Raw genomic sequence first — 23087 nt, forward strand, 5'->3', positions numbered from 1 at the left:
AAATTTTGATAGCGGCCATTATTACCAGAATTAATCCATGCCGATGCCGCCTACAATCGAACAACTTCACTTTCCTGAACAATTAAACACGTCGTCGTGAATAATGTTCTCCGGAAATTAACAAAACCAATATCCTCACCGAGACAACCGCCATGCCGCCGCTACAGCCGTCATCCCAGCCCGACACTACTTCTCCCGCCATGTTCAGCCCCGCATTTACCGTCTTCCACCAGGAAGTCATGACCGGCCCAACGCCATTGCGCGCCGCCATCACCGCCGCTTACCGGCGCGATGAAATCCTGGCCGTGCAATGGCTGCTGGCGCAGGTGCAGACCAGCGCCGGCTCGCATGCCGCCAGCCAGGCGCTGGCGCGCAAGCTGGTGCAGGCGGTGCGCGAAAAACGCACGCGCGCCTCCGGCGTCGATGCCTTGATGCATGAATTTTCGCTGTCGTCGGAAGAAGGCGTAGCGCTGATGTGCCTGGCCGAGGCGCTGTTGCGCATCCCGGATCACCAGACCGCCGACCGCCTGATCGCCGACAAGATCAGCAAGGGCGACTGGGGCAGCCACCTGGGCGAATCGCCGTCGCTGTTCGTCAATGCCGCTACCTGGGGTTTGCTGATCACCGGCAAGCTGGTCGCCACCAACAGCGAACGCGGACTGGGTTCGGCGCTCACCAAGCTGATCGGGCGCGGCGGCGAGCCGCTGATCCGCAAGGGCGTCGATGTCGCCATGCGCATGCTGGGCAACCAGTTCGTCACCGGCCAGACCATCGCCGAAGCGCTCAGCAACAGCCGCGACAATGAAAAACGCGGCTATCGCTATTCCTACGACATGCTGGGCGAAGCGGCGTTAACCGAAGAAGATGCGGCCGCCTATTACCGCTCGTATGAAGACGCCATCCATGCCATCGGCAAGGCATCGAACGGCCGCGGCATCAAGCAAGGGCCGGGCATCTCGGTCAAGCTGTCAGCGCTGCACCCGCGTTATTCGCGCGCGCAACGCCAGCGCACCATGGAAGAGTTGCTGCCGCGCCTGAAACAGCTGCTGCTGCTGGCCAAGCAATACGACATCGGCCTCAACATCGACGCCGAAGAAGCCGATCGCCTGGAACTGTCGCTGGACCTGATGGAAGCGCTGGCGTTCGACGCCGACCTGGCCGGCTTCGAGGGCATCGGTTTTGTGGTGCAGGGCTACCAGAAACGCTGTCCTTTCGTGATCGACTACCTGGTCGACCTGGCGCGCCGCAGCGGCCGCAAGTTCATGGTGCGGCTGGTCAAGGGCGCGTATTGGGATTCCGAAATCAAGCGCGCGCAAGTCGACGGCCTGCCTGGCTTCCCGGTCTATACGCGCAAGGTGTATACCGACGTTTCCTACCTGACCTGCGCCCAGAAACTGCTGGCGTCCACCGATGTCATCTATCCGCAGTTCGCCACGCATAACGCGCATACGTTGGCGACCATCTATAGCTGGGCGCAAGAAAAAAACATCACCGATTATGAATTCCAGTGCCTGCACGGCATGGGCGAAACCCTGTACGACCAGGTGGTCGGCAAGGACATGCTGGACAAGCCTTGCAGGATCTATGCGCCGGTCGGTTCGCACCAGACGCTGCTGGCTTACCTGGTGCGGCGCCTGCTGGAAAACGGCGCCAATTCTTCGTTCGTGAACCAGATCGTCGATGAGAGCGTGACCATCGATTCACTCATCGCCGATCCGCTGCAAGCCGCGCAACAGCTCGGCGGCGAGCCGCATCCGCAGATTGCCCTGCCGCCAGCCATGTACGGCGCGGAGCGCAAGAATTCGGCTGGCCTTGACTTGAGCAACGAGGAAGTACTGCGCGAGATCGACAACGCCTTCAGCGTATTCGGCAAGCAGCAGTGGCACGCAACGCCAATGCTCGCCGAACCGCAAACCTACAGCCAGGCCCCGCGTCCGGTATTGAATCCGGCCGACCAGCGCGACGTGGTGGGCAGTGTCGTCGAAGCCAGCGTGGCCGATGTCGACAAAGCCTTGCATGCCGCCAGCGTCTACGCCATGGACTGGCAAACCCTGCCGCCGGCGGAGCGCGCCGACAAGCTGGAACGCGCCGCAGCCCTGTTTGAAGTCCATCAGCTGGAACTGATCGCACTGGCAATCCGCGAAGCAGGGAAGTCATTGCCGAACGCCATCGCCGAAGTGCGCGAAGCGGTCGATTTCCTGCGCTACTACGCAGCGCAGGTACGGCATGTCCAGAATGCCTTGGCGCTGGGGCCGGTGGTATGCATCAGCCCGTGGAATTTCCCGCTGGCGATTTTCATCGGCGAGGTCAGCGCTGCGCTGGCCGCCGGCAACGTGGTGCTGGCGAAGCCGGCGGAGCAGACGCCGCTGATCGCAGCGCGCGCGGTGCAATTGCTGCACGAGGCCGGCGTGCCGCAGGCAGCATTGCAATTCCTGCCGGGCCAGGGCGAGACCGTCGGCGCTGCGCTGACCGCCGATGCGCGCGTCAAGGGCGTGATCTTCACCGGTTCGACCGAGGTCGCGCAGATCATCAACCGCACCTTGGCCAAGCGTTCGCTGGCAGAGTCGGTGGACTTGCCGCTGATCGCTGAAACCGGCGGCCAGAATGCCCTGATCGTCGATTCCAGCGCGCTGCCGGAACAAGTGGTGCAAGACGTGCTGAATTCCGCCTTCGACAGCGCCGGCCAGCGCTGTTCCGCCTTGCGCGTGCTGTGCCTGCAAAATGATATCGCCGACCGCACCCTGCATATGCTGAAGGGCGCGATGCAGGAACTGCGGATCGGCAATCCGGACCGCCTGGCTACCGACATCGGTCCGGTGATCGACGCCGATGCACAAGGGCAGCTGCTGGCGCATATTGAAAAGATGCGCGCCACGGCGAAAGATTTCTACCAGCTGCCGCTGCCGGCCGAGCAAAGCAACGGCACCTTCGTTGCCCCGACGCTGATCGAAATCGGTTCCATGTCGGAGCTGAAACGCGAGGTATTCGGCCCGGTGCTGCACGTGCTGCGTTATGCGCGCAATGAGCTGCCGCAACTGATCGACGCCATCAACGGCAGCGGTTACGGCCTGACCCTGGGCATCCACTCGCGCATCGACGAAACCATCGATTTCATCGTCGCTCACGCTCATGTCGGCAATATCTATGTCAATCGCAATATCGTTGGCGCGGTGGTCGGCGTGCAGCCGTTTGGCGGCGAAGGAAAATCCGGCACAGGGCCGAAAGCCGGCGGACCTTTGTACCTGAAACGCCTGCAGCGCAATCCCGCGGTGTCGCTGGGAGCGCACACGATCCATGCGCCGAATCCGGAAGCTGCGAACGCCACCCCGGTGCTGCAAGCCTTGCTGAGCTGGGCCAGGACGCATGGCCATCAACGCATCGCGGCGCTGGGCGAGGAATACATGCACGCCAGCTGGCTCGGCACTTCGCTGGTGCTGCCGGGTCCGACCGGCGAACGCAACAGCCTGTCGTTTGCGCCGCGCGGCGCGATCCTGTGCAGCGCGGATAACGTCGGCGCCATGCTGAACCAGCTGGCGGCGGTGTTCGCTACCGGCAACCTGCCGGTGGTGGAAGCCAGTGCGTCCGCCATGATTCCGGAAGGTTTGCCGCGCGCGGTGCGCGCCGCGATCCGCGTGGTCGACCAGCTTGCCGGCAACGACCACGCCACGCGTTTGCAGCTGGCCCTGGTCGACGGCGCCGGCACAGCGCGCCTGCGTCCTTTGCTGACTGCGCTCGGAGAACAAAGCGGGGCACTGGTGCCTTTGCTGGAAACGTCGGAATACGCTTCGATTCCCCTGTGGCGCCTGCTGGCCGAACGTGCGGTTTGCGTCAACACCACGGCCGCCGGCGGCAACGCCAGCCTGATGACCTTGCAAGCTTAGGCACAGCAAACCCGACAGCGTCCGCCGTAAATGAAAAGGCTGGCTGAACCCTGTGTTCAGCCAGCCTTTTTTATTGCGCCGTGATGCTTGCCGCGGCTCGCCCTAACGGCATTTTTGCGATGCACTCATTTATGTTCGTCATCCTTTTTTTGCGGATGGACATTGTTGGGATGAGGCTGCTCGTGATTTTGCTGAGGCGGATGCTGGGCCTGCGGTTGCGGCGGTTGTGGCCGTGGCTGCTGCATTTGCGGCTGAGGCTGCGGTCGCGGTTGCTGCACCTGTGGTTGTGGTGGCTGTGGCCGTGGCTGCTGTGCCTCTGGCCGTGGTTGCTGTGCCTGCGGCTGAGGTTGCGGCCTTGGCTGCTGTATCTCTGGCCGTGGCTGCTGTGCTTGCGGCCGCCATTCCGGCCGGTTCGGTTCCTGATGTATCTGCTGGGCAGGGTGCTGGGCCTGTTCCGGCTGCCGGTTGGGCAGGTTTTGCGGCTGAGGCTGGGGTTGGAATTGCGGCTGCGGCGTCGGCTGCGGTCTTGCCGCTTCCGGCGCGGCAGGGCGATTGGCGTTGGGTCGCGGCACATTGCCGTTGAAAGGATTCTTGTGCAGGTTCACAGGGCTTTCTGCTTCCAGGTTCCTCGGCTGGACCGGATGCCGGTTCTGCGCGTTTTGCTGTAGCTGGTTCGGCACCGGGTTCTGTCCCGGCTGACCGGTAGCCGGATGTCCCGGTTCGCCGGCCTGCGGCTGGCCTGGAGCGGGCCGGATGAATCCCGGGCGCGCCAGTTGATTGGCGTTAGGCACGGCGCCGTTGGCTTGCGGCGGGACCTTGCCGAAGTCGGGCCGGCTCATGTGGCTGAAATCCGGCTGGCCATGATTCTGCCGCGGATTGCCGGCAAATGGCGCGGCATTCTGGTTCGGACGCTGCTGCGCTTGCGGCTGCGGCTGTGCAGGATTCGCTTGCACTGCCGGATTCGGCCGCTGCGCATTGAAGAAATTGGCCGCGCCGCCGCCCGGCTGGCCGGGGGGGCGCCCGCCGTTGGCCACGGCAGGATTGTTGTTGCCGGGGCCGCCAAAATTATTGCGCGTGTTGGTGATCGTGTTGTTGTTATTCACCGTACTGTTGTTGTAGGTGTTGTTGTAGTTGTTGGTCACGCGGTTGACGATGGTCGTGGAGCGCGACACATAGGTATTGTTGTTATACACAACCGCTGGCCGGTGCCAGCCATGATCGCGGTCGCCATCGCCGCGCCAGTTGCCGCCGCCGCCTTCGCCGCCCCAGTGCACGCCCCAGGAATTCCAGCCCCAGTCGTGATGGCTGATCACCGCACCGACCGCAATGCCGAGGCCGAAGGTAATCACGCCGGCAGTCACTATCTCGCCAGGCGGGTAATAGGGAGCAGGAGGTTCATAGGCATAGCCGGGATAGACCGGCAGCGGCTGGCCATAGACCACGCCGGGGTTGTAGGCCGGCACGTACACCACGTCAGGCTCGGCCGGTTCGATCACGATGGTTTCCGGCGGCGGCGGGATCATTTCCGGTCCGGCGTAGACCAGCGGCTCGCCGGGCGGCGGTGCATAGTCGCTGGGCGGAGCCGGCTGCACGCGCGGCCGTACGGCGATCCGCTGCTGCCTGGTGTCCTTCAGGTTGCCGCTGCTGGCGGCGCGCTGGCGCATTACCTGGATCGCGTTCATGACATCGGTCGGATCGTTGACGTACGCATCGCCAAGGGCCGAAGTCCACGGAATGTTGCGCGCCATCTGGTCCAGCACGCTGGGAAACTGCGTCAAGCCTTTTACGCTGACGTCCCAGGGTTGCTGGTTGGCTGCGTCCTGCAGCTGGGCGCCTTTCAGGTTCTTGTTTTGCGCCAGCCAGTTGTCGGCAGCGGTGATCTGGTCAGGATAGCTGGATGCCGCCAGTACTTGCGCCACCAGCTTGTCGGGAAACAGGGCGATCGGCCCGACCAGCTGATACAGCTGGTCCGCGGTTGGCGGCACATAGGCCGGAGCCGCCTGTGCTTGCGGCGCCTGCGGCGCGGCCGCGGCAGGCGCAGCGTCCGGCTTTTTGTCGCAGGCTGCCAGCGGCAGCACCGCTACGCAGACGCTCAGCATCAGCGACATCGAAGTATTTTTATTATTGCTCATTTTTTGCTCCAGACTACGAGGAATGGACGGTAGTTACACGCTAGCACGGCAACTTGGCTACGCAACACCGGGTTACAAACGCTTGCATGTCTCACACAAATGCAGGGGGTCAGTCTCTAGATAACGCCTCATCACCGGGTCTCGATGACATACACTCTCATCAGTTTATTATTGCTAGAGCGGCAAGCACGGCAATCCGGACACTTGTCAAATTGAACTTTTTCATCGCGACTTACCTCACAACCTTATGACTGCCTCTACATTTCCCTCGCTGCGGCGCCCGGTTCGATGGCTGTTATGGTCGATTGCGGCATTGATTGCTTTGATCGCCCTCTGCGTGGCGCTGCTGCTCACATTCGACTGGAACCGCGCCAAACCCTGGCTGAACCAGCGGGTCAGCGAGGCCACCGGACGCAATTTCGCGATTCGCGGCGACCTGGTGCTTACCTGGCAAAAATCGCAGGCCGACCTCGATAGCTGGCGCCGCTGGGTGCCCTGGCCGCGCCTGAGCGCCAAGGATATCGTGCTGGACAATCCCGACTGGGCCAAGACCGGCCCGCACATGGCGGAGATCGGCCAGCTGACGTTTTCATTGAGTCCTTTGCCCTTGCTCGCGCACCGTATCGTGATACCGTCGCTGGAGCTCGATACGCCAAGCATCGCGCTGGAACGCAAGCCGGATGGCGACAACAACTGGACGTTCAAATCCAGCGGACCGTCTGCCTGGCAGCTGGAACTGCAAAAGCTGGCCCTGGCGAAAGGCACGGTGAGGTTGCTGGACCCCATCAGCAAGCTCAATATCAAGGCTGACATCGACAGCTTGCCGGCAGCCAGCGCCGAAGGTTACGGCATCGGCTGGAAGGTCGGCGGCACGTTCAACAAGGCTGCCGTCAGCGGCAGCGGCAAAGCCGGCGCGGTGCTGTCGCTGCAAAATTCCACCACGCCCTATCCGCTGCAGGCCAGCGTCAATATCGGCAAGACCGCGATTGCCATCCAGGGCACGCTGACCAAGCCGAGCGACCTGGCGGCGCTGGACTTGCGTTTGAAACTGTCGGGCGCCAGCATGTCCAACCTGTATCCGCTGACCGGCATCGTGCTGCCGGCGACGCCGCCGTTCGCCACTGAAGGGCGGCTGATCGGCAAGCTCAACAGCGCCGGCGGCGACTGGACCTACGATAAATTCAGCGGCCGCGTCGGCTCCAGCGACTTGTCCGGCACGCTGGAATACATCGCGCAGAAACCACGGTCTTTGCTGAAAGGCTCGCTGCTGTCCAACCAGCTCAAGCTGCAGGACCTGGCGCCGCTGATCGGCGCCGACTCGAACGCCAGCAAGGCCAATCGCGGCGACGGCGTGGCGCAGCCGAGCAACAAGGTGCTGCCGGTGGAGCAGTTCGATACCGCGCGCTGGGGCAGCATCGATGCCGATGTCAAATTCACCGGCCGCAAGATTATCCGCGACAAGGACCTGCCGATCCAGGACCTGGTCGCCGACCTGCACTTGAAGGACAGTGTGCTGTCGTTGACGCCGCTGAACTTTGGCGTGGCCGGCGGCAACCTGGTTTCCAACATCAAGCTCGACGGCAGCAACAAGCTGATCAAGGCGGAAATGAAAATATCGGCGCGCCACCTGAAAATCAAGCAGCTGTTCCCGACGCTGGCGTCAGCCCAGGCCAGCCTGGGTGAAATAAACGGCGACGCCTCTCTGTCCGCTGTCGGCAACTCGGTGGCCAGCCTGCTGGCCAGCTCGAACGGCGAACTGAAAACCCTGATCAACCAGGGCACCATCAGCAAGTTCTTGCTGGAGGCGGCTGGCCTGAACATCGGCAATGTGGTGATTTCCAAGCTGTTCGGCGACAAGCAGGTGAAGCTCAATTGCCTGGCCAGCGATTTTGCCGTGACCAACGGCGTGATGGACGCCCGCACCTTCGTGATGGATACCGACGACGCCATCATCAATGTCGAAGGCCAGGTCAATCTCGCCCAGGAGTCGCTGGCGCTGACCATCAATCCGAAGACCAAGGGCTTGCGCATCTTCTCGCTCAGGTCGCCGCTGCACGTCACAGGCAGCTTCAAGAACCCGGACGTAGGGGTGGACAAGGGTGTGCTGGCCTTGAAGGCTGGCGGTGCGATTGCGCTCGGCGTGCTGGCTCCGGTGGCGGCAGTGCTGCCATTGATCAATATCAGCCCGGACCAGCAGAGCGATTGCGCCGGCCTGCTGGCGCTGGCCAAGGAAAAGCCGGTGGCGCCGCCGCCCGGCAAGACTTTGCGCCTAAAGAAAACGCACTAGGCCTTTTTTTCCTGCAGTATGCGGGCGGACCGGCTGGTCCGGCCCGCAAATTTCAATCGATCCCACCATCCTGGCGACCCCGTCTAGGCGACCCCATCAAATACCGCGTCATCCGGCCCGACATAGTGCGGTGAGCGCCAGCTGACGTCGCGCATCGAATGCTGCACCTGGTTTTCCACGCCTAGCAGGGTGGCGAAAATCGCCATCCTCACCGGAATGCCGTTGTCAGTCTGGCGGAAGATCGCCAGGCGCGGATCGTGGTTGAGATCCGTGCTCAGGTCGTTGGCGCCCGGCCTGCCATCGCGCGGCAGGGGATGCATGACGATGGTGCCGGCGCCGCAGGTGGCGTCGATCAGCGCCTGGTTGATCTGGAAATCGGGGGTGTAGCCTTCTATCGCCTCGTCGGCGAAGCGTTCTTTCTGGATCCGGGTTGCGTACACGATGTCAGCCCCCTTCAATCCCTGCGCCAGCGAGGCCGATTGCTCCACCGTGTGGCCGCCGCGGGCGATGCGTTCCAGGATATGGGCCGGCATCTCCAGCGTCGGCGGCGCCACCAGGGTGAACCTGAGGCCCCGATACAGGGCCAGCAGCTTGATCAGCGAATGCACGGTGCGGCCGTACTTCAGGTCGCCGACCATGACGATATGGGCGCCGTCGACCAGTTTCCCCAGGCGCGAGAACTCACGCTGTATGGTGTACAGGTCGAGGATCGCCTGGCTCGGGTGCTCACCCGGCCCGTCGCCGCCGTTGATTACCGGGATATTCGTAGCGCGGGCGAATTCGTCCACCGCTCCCTGTTCCGGATGCCTGACTACCAGCGCATCGGCATAACCGCTGATGACGCGGCTGGTGTCGTAGATCGACTCGCCCTTGGTCATCGAAGAGAAGGTAAAACCGGTGGTGTCGCACACCGAACCTCCCAGCCGGCAAAAAGCCGCGCCAAAGCTGATACGCGTGCGCGTGCTGGCTTCAAAGAACAAATTGGCTAGCACCGCCCCCTCGAGGATGCGCGAGACCTTCTGGCGCCTTGCAATGGGCTGCATGATGTCTGTCACGCGGAACAGCTGCTCCAGTGAATCGCGTGAGAACTGGTCGACCGACAGCAGCTGGGGCCTGCCGTTATAAGAAATCTGCTCGCGGAGCGGCGCATCTGTTTTATTGACATATACGCTCTGCGTTGAAGCAGATTTAAGCAATTCGGCAGCCAGGATTTCGCCGACAAATTTGCTGACAATGTCCGGCATGACCCTGAATTCGCTGGACGTTTCCGGAAGCAGCCAGGTGTCCAACGCACGCTTGCGAATGCCGATGCGGTCGGAAAAATTGTCCCGGGTCAGGTTCAGGCGACGCATGGCGTCGCGCAGGAAAGTTTGTTGATCACTCATTCTCGCCACCTTTATATACGCTAAGCGTACATTAAAGGTTTGGATTTATCCTGTCCAGGCTTTTTTCCTTCTTTCATGCTGCTCATTATTTAGGCAAGAGAAAAATTTTCTTGAAAACAGGTTCAAGAGGCTCAAAAACCCAGGCAAACAGCCCGATTTTCGGATTTTGTGGATAAAGCTGTGGATATTGTGTTTTTCAATTGTGGATATCTGAGATAGTTTTCCACAGCCATCTTTTTATCCAAGAACTATTCTTTTGCGATACACCGATTACTCAGGCTTTATCCAATCCATAAGTACTTGAATGAATGGTCAAATAGGCAGTTATCCACAGAAAAGCAGTTAGTTAACTACTACTACTATTTATATATATAAATCTTTAAATACAAAACCGAAAAACCTTTTCTTTTGAAGTTGCTTTTAAAAAAATATTTAACAAAAAGAAATAAAAAAAGCTTTTTTTCAAAAACCTTCTTTCCTTGATTCAAAAAATGCATCTATTTCAACGGTAGAAAAGAAGAGATCCAGAACGAGGGTTGTGGATAAGTCTTTGGATAACTAGTGGAATCCAATGTGAATAAACCAGGACAAGCGTCAGACCGTCATTTTTATCCAAGAAATGTTCTTTCCAGATACAAGGTTTACTCAGCATTTATCCAAGCCGTAAGTTATTGAATGAATAGTCAAATTTATAGTTATCCACAGAAAAGCAGGTGGTTAACTACTACTACTATTTATATATATAAATCTTTAAATACAAAGCTGAAGAAGCTGGATTTGCAAAAAGGACGAGTTTTCTTCTCTAAAAGATGCTTTTGAAGCATCAGTTTTTCCAGATTGACTGCAATATCGCAAAAATTGCAGCGATGACCGGTTCGTCCTTGCGTTTTTCCAGGGTGATAAACGAAAGTTCGGTGGATAAATTGACCGTATCGGAAATCACCAATCCGTGGGCATGTGCTTCACGTAATGCAATTGACTCCCGCACCAGAGACAAGCCGACTCCGGATTTCACCAGGTCAAGCATCGAAGGTTCCTGGTCGACCAGCGCAACTTTGTTTGGCGTGACTTTGTATTGAGCAAAAGTTTTGCTGAGTAAACGATGATGCGCTGACTCGGGTGGAGTCCAGATCCAGGGCAGTTTGGCCAAAGCCGGCCAGTCTTTTCCGGAAACCCGGCTTTTCCAGCCGGATGGTGCAAGCACGCAGTAAGTAAATTGTGTCAGTGTGAGCCGGTGAAAGTTTTTGTTGGGCGTACCGAGGTAATAACCGACATCGAGATGGCCGGATTTGATTTGCTGTAGTACATCGCCAGACATGCTGTGCTGCAACTGTGTAGAAAGCTGGGGATAACTTTCCACCAGGCGCTGCAGGAAAGCGCCCAACCGGATGAATTCAGGATCGAGAATGGTGCCGATCGCCAGTTTTCCGCTCAGGATTTCCGAGCTGTCAGAGTGCAGGCTTTCTGCCTGCTGGCGCATTTCCGCCATGGCGGCGATTGCACGTTCGGCAAATGGCAGCAACTTGATGCCTTCGTCGGTCAAAGCCATACCGCTGGGGATGCGCGTAAACAGTTGCAGGTTCAGGCTGGCCTGCAGCGACTTGATTTGCAGGCTGACCGCTGGTTGCGTGACGTGCAGGAGTTCGGCTGCGCGTGTCAAGTTGCCCTCCCTGGCGACGGTGAGGAAGGCGCGAAGCTGGGTAATGTCCATGTGCTTAATCTTTAATCAGGATGGTTTTATTATTAGCATTGCTTATATTGATATTGATCATAACTCATTGGATTGTTGGCAAAGCTAGCGATATTCTGGGAAAACGCTAACCGAACCCGGTTTTACCAAAAGGAATCCTTATGACTACCGAATTCAATTCGACGCCCAGCCCGACTCCGCTCATTCAACATTACATCAACGGCAAGCTGACAGAATCCGCCAGCGGCCGTTTGCAAGACGTGTTCAACCCGGCCACCGGCGCGGTTTCGGCCAGGGTTGTGCTGGGCAGCGTGGAAGAAGTCAACGCCGCGGTTGCCGCCGCATCTGCAGCTGCGCCGGCATGGGCTGATACCGCACCGCTGAAGCGTGCGCGGGTGATGTTCAGGTTCAAGGAATTGATGGAGCAGCATCACGATGCGCTGGCGGCGGCGATTACGCGGGAACACGGCAAGGTGTTTTCCGATGCCAAGGGCGAAGTGACGCGCGGCCTGGAAATCGTCGAATTTGCTTGCGGTGTTCCGCATCTGCTGAAGACGCAATTTACCGACAATATCGGCGGCGGCATCGATAACTGGAACCTGCGCCAGCCGCTGGGCGTCACCGCCGGCATCACGCCATTCAATTTTCCGGTAATGGTGCCGTTGTGGATGGCGCCGATGGCGATTGCGACCGGCAACACATTTATCCTCAAGCCTTCCGAGCGCGATCCGTCGCCGTCGTTGATGATGGCTGACCTGTTCCGCCAGGCCGGTTTGCCGGATGGCGTATTCAATGTGGTGCAAGGCGACAAGCTGGCAGTGGATACCTTGTTGCAGCATCCCGATGTGAAGGCGGTGTCGTTCGTCGGATCTACGCCTATCGCGGAATATATTTACCAGGAGGGCGCCAAGCGCAAAGGCGTTTATCCACTGAGAGTACAGGCGCTGGGAGGCGCCAAGAATCACCTGGTGGTAATGCCGGACGCCGACCTGGACCAGGCGGTGGATGCGTTGATGGGTGCTGCTTACGGCTCGGCCGGGGAACGCTGCATGGCGATATCGGTGGCGGTGGCCGTCGGCAATGTCGCCGACAAATTGATAGAAGCGCTGATTCCGCGCGTGAAAGCGCTGAAGATCAAGAACGGCATGGAAGCCGATGCGGAAATGGGGCCGGTGGTCAGCGCCGTGCACAAGGAAAAGATCGAAGCTTATATCGAAGGCGGCGTTGCTGCCGGCGCCAGGCTGCTGGTCGATGGCCGGGGCCTGAAAGTTGCGGGACTGGAGCAGGGATTTTTCCTTGGCGGATCGTTGTTCGACCAGGTGACGCCGGAAATGAAAATCTACCAGGAAGAGATTTTCGGACCGGTTCTTTGCATCGTCCGGGTGCCTGATTTTGCTGCTGCCGTGAACCTGGTCAATGCCCACGAATTCGGCAACGGCGTAGCGCTGTTCACCTCGGACGGCAATACCGCGCGCGAGTTTTCGCGGCGCATTGAGGTCGGCATGGTCGGCATCAACGTACCGATTCCGGTGCCGATGGCGTGGCACTCCTTCGGCGGATGGAAGCGCTCGCTGTTTGGCGATACGCATGCATACGGAGAAGAAGGAGTGCGGTTTTATACGCGCTATAAATCGATCATGCAGCGCTGGCCGCAGACCATTTCAAAAGGCGCGGAATTCACCATGCCGGTCGCTAAATAAATGGTGTAAATAATTATTTTAAAAACGGTATAAATAATATTCATGTTCTATACAGATCTCGTTCTGTGATGTTTCATTTTTTTGAGAAGCGCAGAATGGGATTTTGAGAATCAGGCGGCAAAGCAGGTTTGCACAAGACAAAAAAACAGAAAGAGACGCATGGAATCAGCAGGCAAGTACGACTACATCATCATCGGTGCGGGGACCGCCGGCTGCGTGCTGGCGAATCGTTTGACACAGGACGGTTCGGTTAAGGTATTGCTGATAGAAGCAGGCGCCAAGGACGATTACATCTGGATCCATATCCCTGTCGGCTACCTGTATTGCATCAACAATCCGCGTACCGACTGGATGTACCGGACTGAGCCTGATGCCGGCTTGAATGGGCGCAGCCTGATTTATCCGCGCGGCAAGGTGCTGGGCGGAAGTTCGTCGATCAACGGCATGATCTACATGCGTGGCCAGGCCCGGGATTACGACCAGTGGGCAGAACTCACCGGTGATCCTGCATGGCGCTGGGAGCAGGTGCTGCCATTGTTCAGGAAGAGCGAAGACCACTATAACGGCGCCAGTGAATTCCACGGCGCCGGCGGCGAATGGCGGGTTGAAAAGCAGCGCTTGTCCTGGAAGATCCTGGATGCTTTCCGCGATGCTGCGGCCGAAACCGGCATCCCCAAGGTTGATGACTTTAACCGCGGCGACAATGAGGGATGCAGTTATTTCGACGTGAACCAAAAGCGCGGCATCCGCTGGAATGCGGCCAAGGCTTTTTTACGTTCTGCCAGCGGCCGCGGCAACCTGACGATCATGACCGGCTGCCAGGTAAAGCGCCTGTCGCTTGAGCGTGGCGAGCAGGGACTGGTGTGCAAGGGCGTCGAGTTTTCCGGCGGCGGCAAGGAATGGCATGCCGAGGCCAGTCGCGAAACCCTGCTGAGCGCCGGCGCTGTCGGTTCTCCGCAAATCCTGCAGTTGTCCGGCATCGGTCCGGCGGCGCTGCTGCAGCAGCACCAGATCCCAGTCGTGCAGGATACCCCGGGTGTCGGCGAGAATCTGCAAGACCATTTGCAGATCAGGATGGCGTTCAAGGTCAGCGGCGTCAAAACCCTTAACGCCATGAGCGGCAGCTGGCTAGGCAAGGCCAGGATCGGCCTGGAATACCTGCTGATGCAGAGCGGCCCGATGTCGATGGCGCCGTCGCAGCTGGGGGCGTTCGCCAAGTCCGATCCGGGGCAGGCCACGGCCAACCTGGAATATCATGTGCAACCGCTGTCGCTGGAAAAATTCGGCGATCCGCTGCATGCTTTCCCGGCTTTTACCGCCAGCGTCTGCAACCTGCGGCCCAGTTCGCGCGGCCATGTGCGGATCGCTTCCGGCGTGGCCGGGGAGGCGCCGAAAATTACCCTGAATTACCTGGATACCGAGGAGGACCGCAAGGTTGCCGCAGCGTCGCTGCTGTTGACGCGCAGGATTGCCGCCGCCCCGGCGCTGCAGAAATATGCGCCGGAAGAATTCAAGCCTGGCCCGCAATACCGGACCGAGGAAGAACTGATCAAAGCCGCCGGCGAAATCGGCACCACCATCTTTCATCCCGTAGGGACCTGCAAGATGGGCCGTGGCGACGATCCGATGGCAGTGGTGGACAGCCAGCTGCGGGTGAAGGGTGTAGGGGCGCTGCGCGTGGTTGACGCGTCGGTGATGCCGACCATCACTTCCGGCAATACCAATTCGCCGACCCTGATGATTGCGGAAATGGCGGCAAAATTCATCAAAGAGGGCGCCGGCAAATGAAAATAAGGGCTTGGTCCTGGGCGCCGTTCAGGATATTTTGTAAGACATGGCTAATTTATCCAAAGTTTTTGTATAGTATTTCTACGTATTGCCCCGGCAGAGCGGCAACGGTTAGTATCCGTAAAAAAATATAAGGCTGATAAGGCGCTTGCAATACCATCTGCGAGCGGTTCCGATAAGGCAACATGCATAGGAGACCGGATGACTGACATCATCTTGGAGACAAAAAACCTGACCAAGGAGTTCAGGGGGTTCACGGCCGTCAATGGCGTTAACCTGCAGGTCGAGCGCGGCCATATCCACGCGCTGATCGGTCCCAACGGGGCAGGGAAGACGACTTGTTTCAATCTGCTGACCAAATTCCTGGTGCCGACTTCCGGCCAGATCCTGTTCAACGGCCGTGATATCACGACCGATGCGCCGGCCCAGATCGCGCGCCAAGGCATTATCCGTTCCTTCCAGATTTCCGCCGTGTTTCCGCATTTGAGCGTGATGGAGAATGTGCGCATAGGCTTGCAGCGTACACTGGGCACTTCCTACCATTTCTGGAAAAGCGGCAAATCGCTGGCGCAGCTGAACCAGCGCGCTATGGAACTGCTGGCGGAAGTCGACCTCACCGAGTTCGCCGATACCCTGACCGTCGACCTGCCTTACGGCCGCAAGCGGGCGCTGGAGATTGCGACTACCCTGGGCATGGAGCCGGAACTGATGCTGCTGGATGAACCGACCCAGGGCATGGGGCATGAAGACGTCGACCGCGTCACGGCGCTGATCAAGAAAGTTTCCGCCGGCCGCACCATCCTGATGGTGGAGCACAACATGAACGTGGTGTCAGGCATCTGCGACAAGATCAGCGTCCTGCAGCGCGGCGCCATGCTGGCCGAAGGCCGCTATGATGAAGTATCCAAGAACCCGCTGGTGATGGAAGCCTACATGGGCACCAGCACCGAGGCACTGGCAGGAGCGCATTGATGTCCGCTGTCCAATCTCCAAGCGTCAGCGCCGCAGCCCAAGGCACGGCTGCGCTGGCCATCGAAAACCTGCAAGCCTGGTATGGCGAATCGCATATCCTGCACAACGTCAACCTCAGCGTGAACAAGGGCGAAGTGGTGACGCTGCTGGGCCGCAACGGCGCCGGCCGCACTACCACCATGCGTGCGATCATGGGCTTGACCGGCGCCCGCAAAGGCTCGATCAAGATCGGCGGCGTCGAGACGATCGCGCTGCCGACCTACAAGATTGCGCATCACGGCGTCGGCTATTGTCCCGAAGAACGCGGCATTTTTTCTTCCTTGTCGACCGAGGAAAACCTGCTGTTGCCGCCGTCGCTGTCGACTACCGAAAAGGGGATGTCCGTCGACGAAATCTACGACATGTTTCCCAACCTGAAAGAACGCAGGAACAGCCAGGGCACGCGCCTGTCGGGCGGCGAACAGCAGATGCTGGCGGTTGCGCGCATCTTGCGCACCGGCGCGCGGCTGCTGTTGCTGGACGAGATATCCGAAGGCCTGGCGCCGGTGATCGTGCAGACGCTGGCGCGCATGATCACCACCTTGAAAGCCAAGGGATACACGATCGTGATGGTGGAGCAGAACTTCCGGTTTGCGGCGCCCCTGGCGGACCGTTTTTACGTGATGGAGCACGGGCAGATCGTGGAGTCGTTTGCGTCGTCGCAGCTGGAACAGAAAATGCCGGTGTTGAATGCTTTGTTGGGTGTGTAGGTCTGGACGGGGAGTTCCGCTTGCTGCGGATGCAGCCGCGGGATAACGGGTGGTTTAAAAAATGGAGAAGACAATGAATATCAAGTTAAAGATTTTGGCAGCCGCAGTGAGCAGTACTGTCGCCCTCGGCCTTGCCGCGCCGGCTTCGGCGCAGATTTCCGGCGACGTCATCAAGATCGGCTTCATCACGGACATGTCGAGCGTTTACTCCGATATCGACGGCCCCGGCGGCGCGGAAGCAATCAAGATGGCGATCGCCGACATGGGCGGCGCCATCAACGGCAAGAAAATCGAGCTGGTGGTGGCGGATCACCAGAACAAGGCCGACATCGCATCGAGCAAGGCGCGCGAGTGGTTTGACCAGCAAGGCCTGGACGTGCTGATCGGCGGCACCAACTCCGGCACCGCGCTGGCGATGGCGAAGATTGCAGCGGAAAAGAAGAAACCGTTCTTTGAAATCGGCGCCGGCAGCACCCGCCTGACCAACGAAGAATGCACACCTTATACCGTGCACTATGCCTACGATACCTACGCCCTGGCGCATGGCACCGGTTCGGCGGTAGTGAAGCAGGGCGGCAAGAGCTGGTATTTCCTGACTGCCGATTATGCCTTCGGCGCGTCGCTGGAAAAAGATACGACCGCGGTAGTGAAAGCGTCTGGCGGTACCGTGCTCGGCGCGGTCAAGCATCCATTGAACGCCTCTGATTTTTCTTCCTTCATGCTGCAGGCGCAGTCGTCCAAGGCGCAGATCATCGGCCTGGCGAATGCCGGCGGCGACCTGATCAACTCGGTCAAGGCCGCCAATGAATTCGGCGTCACCAAGAACGCCAAGCTGGCCGGCCTGCTGGTGTTCATCAACGACATCCATTCGCTGACCCTGAAGCAGACCCAGGGCATGTACCTGACCGACAGCTGGTACTGGGACCAGAACGACGAATCGCGCAAATGGGCGAAGCGTTATTTCGAGAAGATGAAAAAGGAACCGTCCAGCCTGCAGGCCGCGGATTACTCGTCGGCGATGCAATACCTGGCTGCAGTCAAGGCCACCGGCACGGACGACGGCGACAAGGTGATGGAGCAGCTGCGCAAGGCCAAGTTCAACGACATGTACGCCAAGAACGCTTATCTGCGTGCGGATGGCCGGGTAGTGCACGACATGACGCTGTACCAGGTCAAGACACCGGCTGAATCGAAATATCCTTGGGACTACCTGACCAAGATCCAGACCATCCCGGGCGAACAGGCTTTCACGACCAAGGCCGAGAGCAAGTGCGCCTTGTGGAAGTAACCAGGCTGCCGCGCCTCTGCTGAGGATGCGGCCCGATGCTGACGATATGCCTGGCGCGCCGCGCAGTGCAAGGATTTTTTCCTGCGCTGCGTGGCGCGCTGTTCGATAGTCCTTCACTCGCACGAGTGACCTTTTGATGACATTGCCATGGAAATATTCGGCATTCCCTTTCAAGCCTTGATGAGCCAGCTGCTGCTGGGGCTCGTCAACGGCTCGTTCTACGCCATGCTGTCGCTCGGCCTGGCAGTGATCTTCGGCTTGCTCAACGTGATCAATTTCGCCCATGGTGCGCTGTACATGATGGGCGCCTTCCTGGCCTGGATCGGGCTGACCTATTTCAACCTGAACTACTGGGTGATGCTGGCCCTGGCGCCGCTGCTGGTGGGGCTGTTCGGCGTCATCATCGAGAAGACCATGCTGCGCTGGCTGTACAAGCTGGACCACTTGTACGGCTTGCTGCTGACCTTCGGCATCACCCTGATGGTGGAAGGCATCTTCCGTTCGTTCTATGGCGTTTCCGGCCAGCCGTTCTCGGTGCCGGAACTGCTGAGCGGCGCCACCGACCTCGGTTTCATGGTGCTGCCGAACTATCGCGCCTGGGTGGTGCTGGCTTCGCTGACGGTGTGTTTTGCGACCTGGTTCGTGATCGAGAAGACCAAGCTGGGCGCTTACCTGCGCGCCGGCACCGAGAATCCGAAGCTGGTCGAAGCATTCGGCGTCAACGTGCCGCTGATGGTGACCTTGACCTACGGCTTCGGCGTCGCTTTGGCGGCCTTTGCCGGGGTGCTGGCGGCGCCGGTGATCCAGGTCTCGCCACTGATGGGTTCGAACCTGATTATCGTCGTATTCGCGGTTGTGGTGATCGGCGGCATGGGTTCCATCATGGGTTCCATCATTACCGGCCTGGCGCTGGGCGTGATCGAGGGATTGACCCGCGTGTTTTATCCGGAAGCGTCGGCCACGGTGGTGTTCATCGTGATGGCGATTGTGCTGATGATCCGGCCGGCAGGCCTGTTCGGCAAAGAGAAATGAGCGGAGCGGCTATGAACATGAACAAGAAAATAGGCTACGGTTTGCTGTTGGCTGCGGCACTGGCGGCGCCGTTCGGCATCTATCCGGTGTTCCTGATGAAGATCATCTGCTTCGCGCTGTTTGCCTGCGCGTTCAACCTGCTGATCGGCTTTACTGGATTGTTGTCGTTTGGACATGCTGCATTCTTCGGCGGCGCCGGCTATATCGCAGGTTATGTCTTGACCAAGCTCGGCTTGCCGACGGAAGTGGGCTTGCTGGCAGGGACTGCGGCGGGCGCCCTGATCGGCCTGGTAATGGGCAGCCTGGCGATCCGCCGCCAGGGCATCTACTTCACGATGATTACCTTGGCGCTGGCGCAGATGCTGTATTTCGTTTGCCTGCAGATGCCGTTCACCGGCGGCGAGGATGGCTTGCAGGGTGTGCCGCGCGGGCATCTGTTCGGTTTTATCGATCTCGGCAACGACCTGACTTTGTACTATGTGGTGCTGGCGATTGCAGTGGCCGGCTTCGCGCTGATCATGCGCACCGTGAACTCGCCGTTTGGCCAGGTGCTGAAAGCGATCAAGGAAAACGAGCCGCGCGCCATTTCGCTCGGCTACGACGTCAGCCGCTACAAGCTGCTGGCCTTTGTCCTGTCGGCCGCGCTGTCAGGCCTGGCCGGTTCTACCAAGACCCTGGTGCTGGGTTTTGAAACGCTGACCGACGTGCACTGGACCATGTCGGGGCTGGTGGTGCTGATGACCTTGGTGGGTGGTTTGGGCACGATTATAGGACCGATCGTCGGTGCGCTGATCATCATCGTGCTGGAGAACAAGCTGGGCGATATCGGTAACTGGCTGGCCTCGGTGACGCATATCGAATGGTTCAGTGGACTTGGCGAGTCGGTCACTATCGTTACTGGCTTTATCTTCATTGTCTGCGTGCTGGCGTTCCGGCGCGGGATTGTCGGTGAAATCTCGGCCTTGCTCAAGCGTTCCGGCGCCAGATGACGTAGTCCCGGCCGTATCTTTAAAAGCCCGTACCCAGCTTGGCTGGTACGGGCTTTTTGTTTAGGGGATAGGGATATCTGGACTGCTTAAATATTAAGCAGTCGTGCCGAAGTTAATTAAGTTGCTTGCTTGAACTTTTCCATCCTGTTCAGCTAATCGAATTACTTGGATAGCTATGACTAAATAACATAGCTGCCTGGCATGCTCACCCAGGCGCAGGCACGTAAAATTGCGTGTCTTTAATATTGCCTGGTTCATCATGCCTGAGTTATTTCCCGACTTCCTTATCCTTGCCCTTGCCAGTTTTGTCGCCGGCCTGATCGACGCCGTGGTTGGAGGAGGGGGCTTGATCCAGATACCGGCCTTGTTCTCGATGCTGCCCAATGCCGCGCCGGCTACCGTTTTCGGCACCAACAAGCTGGCCGGGATATTTGGCACCGGCGCCGCTGCGGTCAATTTCGCCAAACGTGTCAAGCTGGCATGGAGTGCGGCATTGCCCGCAGCAGGAGCGGCATTCCTGTTTGCCTTCCTTGGCGCATATACCGTAACCCATATACCGACTGAGGCGATTCGCAAATCGCTGCCGTTCATTTTGCTGGCGGTCGCGATATACACGGTGAAGAAGAAAGATTTCGGCAGTATTCATGCTCCTCTGCATACCGGCTCGAAAGAGAAGCTGCTTGCGGTGCTGATCGGCGGTGGGATTGGTTTTTATGACGGTGTTTTCGGCCCTGGTACAGGTAGCTTCCTGATTTTCCTGTTTGTGCGATTTTTCGGTTTCGATTTCCTGGCGGCCTCCGCCGTCTCCAAGGTTATCAATGTGGCGACCAACCTGGCCGCCTTGCTGTGGTTTGGATATAGCGGGCATATCATCTGGCAGCTTGGATTGATAATGGCTATCTGTAATGTTGGTGGTTCCCTGGTTGGCACCAAGCTGGCGCTCAAGCATGGGAGTGGTTTTGTACGGAAGCTGTTTTTGCTGGTGGTGTCGGTATTGATCTTGAAAACGGGTTACGACGCCTTCCTTAAATAATTTCCTCGACGCCACCACTAACGGCGATTGTTTCACGTGAAACAATCGCCGTTGTTGTTTTGGGCGCGATAACTCCGGTTTGTTCAATGTTTCACGTGAAACAATCGCGACACTGTGTGCGGGAGGGTGTAAGCGATAGCTGCATGCTTTATAATCACGCCTCAGCCCACTGTTTTTCATCGTCTCCAAGAGGCGCACTATGCTTTTTCCTACACATTTTGATGTAATCGTCGTCGGCGGCGGCCACGCCGGCACCGAAGCCGCGCTGGCGTCTGCCCGCATGGGCCAGAAGACTCTATTGTTGACACACAATATCGAGACCCTGGGCCAGATGTCGTGCAACCCTTCAATCGGCGGGATAGGTAAGGGCCACCTGGTAAAAGAGGTTGATGCGATGGGTGGTGCAATGGCTATCGCTACCGACGAAGCGGGCATCCAGTTTCGTATCCTGAATTCCTCAAAGGGGCCGGCAGTACGGGCAACCCGCGCACAAGCTGACCGTATCCTGTACAAGCAAGCTATCCGTTCGCGCCTGGAAAACCAGGAAAATCTCTGGCTGTTCCAGCAAGCGGTGGATGACCTGCTGGTGGAGGGTGATCGCGTGGTCGGCGCCGTTACGCAAGTCGGTATCCAGTTCCGTAGCAGGGCAGTGGTGCTGACCGCCGGTACTTTCCTGGATGGGAAGATCCATGTCGGCCTCAACAACTACTCCGCCGGCCGTGCCGGCGATCCGCCTGCAATCTCCCTGTCTGCGCGCCTGAAAGAATTGAAACTGCCGCAAGGCCGCCTGAAGACTGGCACGCCGCCGCGCATCGACGGCCGCACTATTGATTTTTCCGTGATGCAGGAACAGCCGGGCGATCTCGATCCGGTGCCGGTATTCTCGGTAATGGGCAATACCGCCATGCATCCGGCCCAACTGCCTTGCTGGATTACCCATACCAACCAGCAAACACATGACATTATCCGCGCCGGCCTAGATCGCAGCCCGATGTATACCGGCGTGATCGAAGGAGTAGGGCCGCGCTACTGCCCATCGATAGAAGACAAGATCCACCGCTTTGCAGGCAAGGATTCGCACCAGATATTCCTGGAGCCGGAAGGGCTGACAACCAACGAGTTCTACCCCAATGGTATTTCGACAAGCCTGCCGTTCGATGTGCAGCTGGCCCTGGTGCATTCGATGCGCGGGCTGGAGAACGCCCACATCTTGCGTCCCGGCTATGCAATCGAATACGATTATTTCGATCCGCGCGCCTTGAAGGCTTCGCTGGAAACCAAGTCGATCCAGGGCTTGTATTTTGCTGGCCAGATCAATGGCACTACCGGTTATGAAGAGGCAGCCGCCCAAGGCATGCTGGCCGGCTTGAACGCCGCGCTGCAGACGCAGGAGCGCGATGCCTGGACACCGCGCCGCGACGAAGCTTACCTTGGCGTGCTGGTGGACGACCTGATTACCCAGGGCGTGCAAGAGCCTTATCGCATGTTCACCAGCCGCGCCGAGTACCGCCTCAGCCTGCGTGAAGATAATGCCGACTTGCGCCTGACCGAGATCGGCCGCCAGCTGGGTTGCGTCGGCGATGCCCAATGGGCGCAATTCGAGAAAAAGCGCGAAGCGGTTGCGGTCGAGATGGAGCGCCTGCGCTCAACCTGGGTCAACCCGCGCATCGTGGCCGAAGCCGAGGCAGAGCGCTTGCTGGGCAAGGCCATCGAACGCGAATATTCCCTGGTCGACCTGCTGCGCCGTCCAAACGTTTCTTACGATCAACTGATGACGCTCAAGGGTCTCGATGGCCAGGACCTGGGCGGTCCGGGCGTGCAGGACGACACGGTCAAAGAGCAGGTCGAGATCCAGGTCAAGTACGCCGGGTACATCGACCGCCAGGCGAAGGAAGTCGAGCGCCATGAACACAATGAAAACCTGAAGCTGCCCGCCGACCTGGACTACATGGACGTGCAGGCGCTGTCTATCGAAGTGCGCCAGAAGCTGAATCTGCACCGGCCGGAGACCTTCGGCCAGGCTTCGCGCATTTCCGGCGTTACGCCGGCCGCCTTGTCGCTCTTGCTGGTGCACCTGAAAAAGGGCGGCATGAAGCGGCTGAATGCAGACGATCAGGCTGCCTGATTGTTTAGTTATCAACTATCTGATCAACTACCATCA

General features: G+C 58.8%; 14 protein-coding genes. 11 read left to right on the forward strand and 3 right to left on the reverse strand.

All coding sequences use genetic code 11. From position 1 onward, the window contains the following. Nucleotides 1-200 precede the first annotated feature (200 nt). Nucleotides 201-3881, forward strand: coding sequence for a trifunctional transcriptional regulator/proline dehydrogenase/L-glutamate gamma-semialdehyde dehydrogenase (gene putA, locus V8G57_RS13465; protein ID WP_342829905.1), 3681 nt, complete (start codon nucleotides 201-203; stop codon nucleotides 3879-3881). Nucleotides 3882-4006: 125 nt separating this feature from the next. Here putA and V8G57_RS13470 read toward each other — a convergent pair whose 3' ends face one another. Next, a complete protein-coding gene (locus V8G57_RS13470) occupies nucleotides 4007-6013 on the reverse strand; it encodes a DUF3300 domain-containing protein (RefSeq protein ID WP_342829834.1) in 2007 nt (668 codons plus the stop codon). A 247-nt stretch (nucleotides 6014-6260) separates the two neighbouring features. Between V8G57_RS13470 and V8G57_RS13475 the strand changes: the two genes are divergently transcribed. Beyond that, a complete protein-coding gene (locus V8G57_RS13475; protein WP_342829835.1) occupies nucleotides 6261-8300 on the forward strand; it encodes an AsmA family protein in 2040 nt (679 codons plus the stop codon). 83 nt (nucleotides 8301-8383) lie between these two features. Here the strand turns inward: V8G57_RS13475 and V8G57_RS13480 are convergent, their stop codons facing one another. Both V8G57_RS13480 and V8G57_RS13485 read right to left on the reverse strand, forming a co-directional pair. Continuing rightward, nucleotides 8384-9685 (reverse strand): aspartate carbamoyltransferase, encoded by a 1302-nt coding sequence (locus tag V8G57_RS13480; protein WP_342829837.1) that lies wholly within the window; start codon nucleotides 9683-9685, stop codon nucleotides 8384-8386. Nucleotides 9686-10508: 823 nt separating this feature from the next. Then, nucleotides 10509-11396: a LysR family transcriptional regulator gene (locus V8G57_RS13485; RefSeq protein ID WP_342829838.1), complete on the reverse strand. Its 888-nt coding sequence runs from the start codon at nucleotides 11394-11396 to the stop codon at nucleotides 10509-10511. A gap of 140 nt (nucleotides 11397-11536) precedes the next feature. Here V8G57_RS13485 and V8G57_RS13490 point away from each other — a divergent pair, with 140 nt between their 5' ends. From V8G57_RS13490 to mnmG, 9 genes are all read left to right on the forward strand, one after another. Then, nucleotides 11537-13075, forward strand: coding sequence for a CoA-acylating methylmalonate-semialdehyde dehydrogenase (locus tag V8G57_RS13490; RefSeq protein WP_342829839.1), 1539 nt, complete (start codon nucleotides 11537-11539; stop codon nucleotides 13073-13075). Nucleotides 13076-13234: 159 nt separating this feature from the next. Next, entirely contained in the window at nucleotides 13235-14863 is a 1629-nt protein-coding gene (locus tag V8G57_RS13495; RefSeq protein WP_342829840.1) for a GMC family oxidoreductase, read from the forward strand. Between the two features lie 201 nt (nucleotides 14864-15064). Next, the gene (locus tag V8G57_RS13500; RefSeq protein ID WP_342829841.1) at nucleotides 15065-15835 is read left to right on the forward strand and encodes an ABC transporter ATP-binding protein; all 771 of its coding nucleotides are present in this window, start codon (nucleotides 15065-15067) and stop codon (nucleotides 15833-15835) included. Continuing rightward, complete coding sequence (locus V8G57_RS13505) at nucleotides 15835-16584, forward strand: ABC transporter ATP-binding protein (protein ID WP_342829842.1); 750 nt, start codon at nucleotides 15835-15837, stop codon at nucleotides 16582-16584. The genes V8G57_RS13500 and V8G57_RS13505 overlap by 1 nt, the downstream gene beginning before the upstream one ends. Nucleotides 16585-16663: 79 nt before the next feature. Beyond that, nucleotides 16664-17872 carry an ABC transporter substrate-binding protein gene (locus V8G57_RS13510; protein WP_342829906.1) on the forward strand — a complete coding sequence of 403 codons (1209 nt, stop codon included), beginning with the start codon at nucleotides 16664-16666 and terminating at the stop codon, nucleotides 17870-17872. Nucleotides 17873-18019: 147 nt separating this feature from the next. Then, a complete protein-coding gene (locus tag V8G57_RS13515; protein ID WP_144742540.1) occupies nucleotides 18020-18904 on the forward strand; it encodes an ABC transporter permease subunit in 885 nt (294 codons plus the stop codon). A 17-nt stretch (nucleotides 18905-18921) separates the two neighbouring features. Further along, nucleotides 18922-19893 carry a branched-chain amino acid ABC transporter permease gene (locus tag V8G57_RS13520; protein ID WP_092396120.1) on the forward strand — a complete coding sequence of 324 codons (972 nt, stop codon included), beginning with the start codon at nucleotides 18922-18924 and terminating at the stop codon, nucleotides 19891-19893. A gap of 259 nt (nucleotides 19894-20152) precedes the next feature. Beyond that, on the forward strand, nucleotides 20153-20926 hold the full coding sequence (locus tag V8G57_RS13525; RefSeq protein ID WP_342829844.1) for a sulfite exporter TauE/SafE family protein: 774 nt from the start codon (nucleotides 20153-20155) through the stop codon (nucleotides 20924-20926). Nucleotides 20927-21125: 199 nt separating this feature from the next. Then, a complete protein-coding gene (gene mnmG, locus V8G57_RS13530) occupies nucleotides 21126-23051 on the forward strand; it encodes a tRNA uridine-5-carboxymethylaminomethyl(34) synthesis enzyme MnmG (protein ID WP_342829845.1) in 1926 nt (641 codons plus the stop codon). Nucleotides 23052-23087: the final 36 nt, after the last annotated feature.

This window comes from Collimonas rhizosphaerae (genome assembly GCF_038896935.1).
Taxonomy (GTDB): Bacteria; Pseudomonadota; Gammaproteobacteria; order Burkholderiales; family Burkholderiaceae_D; genus Collimonas; species Collimonas rhizosphaerae.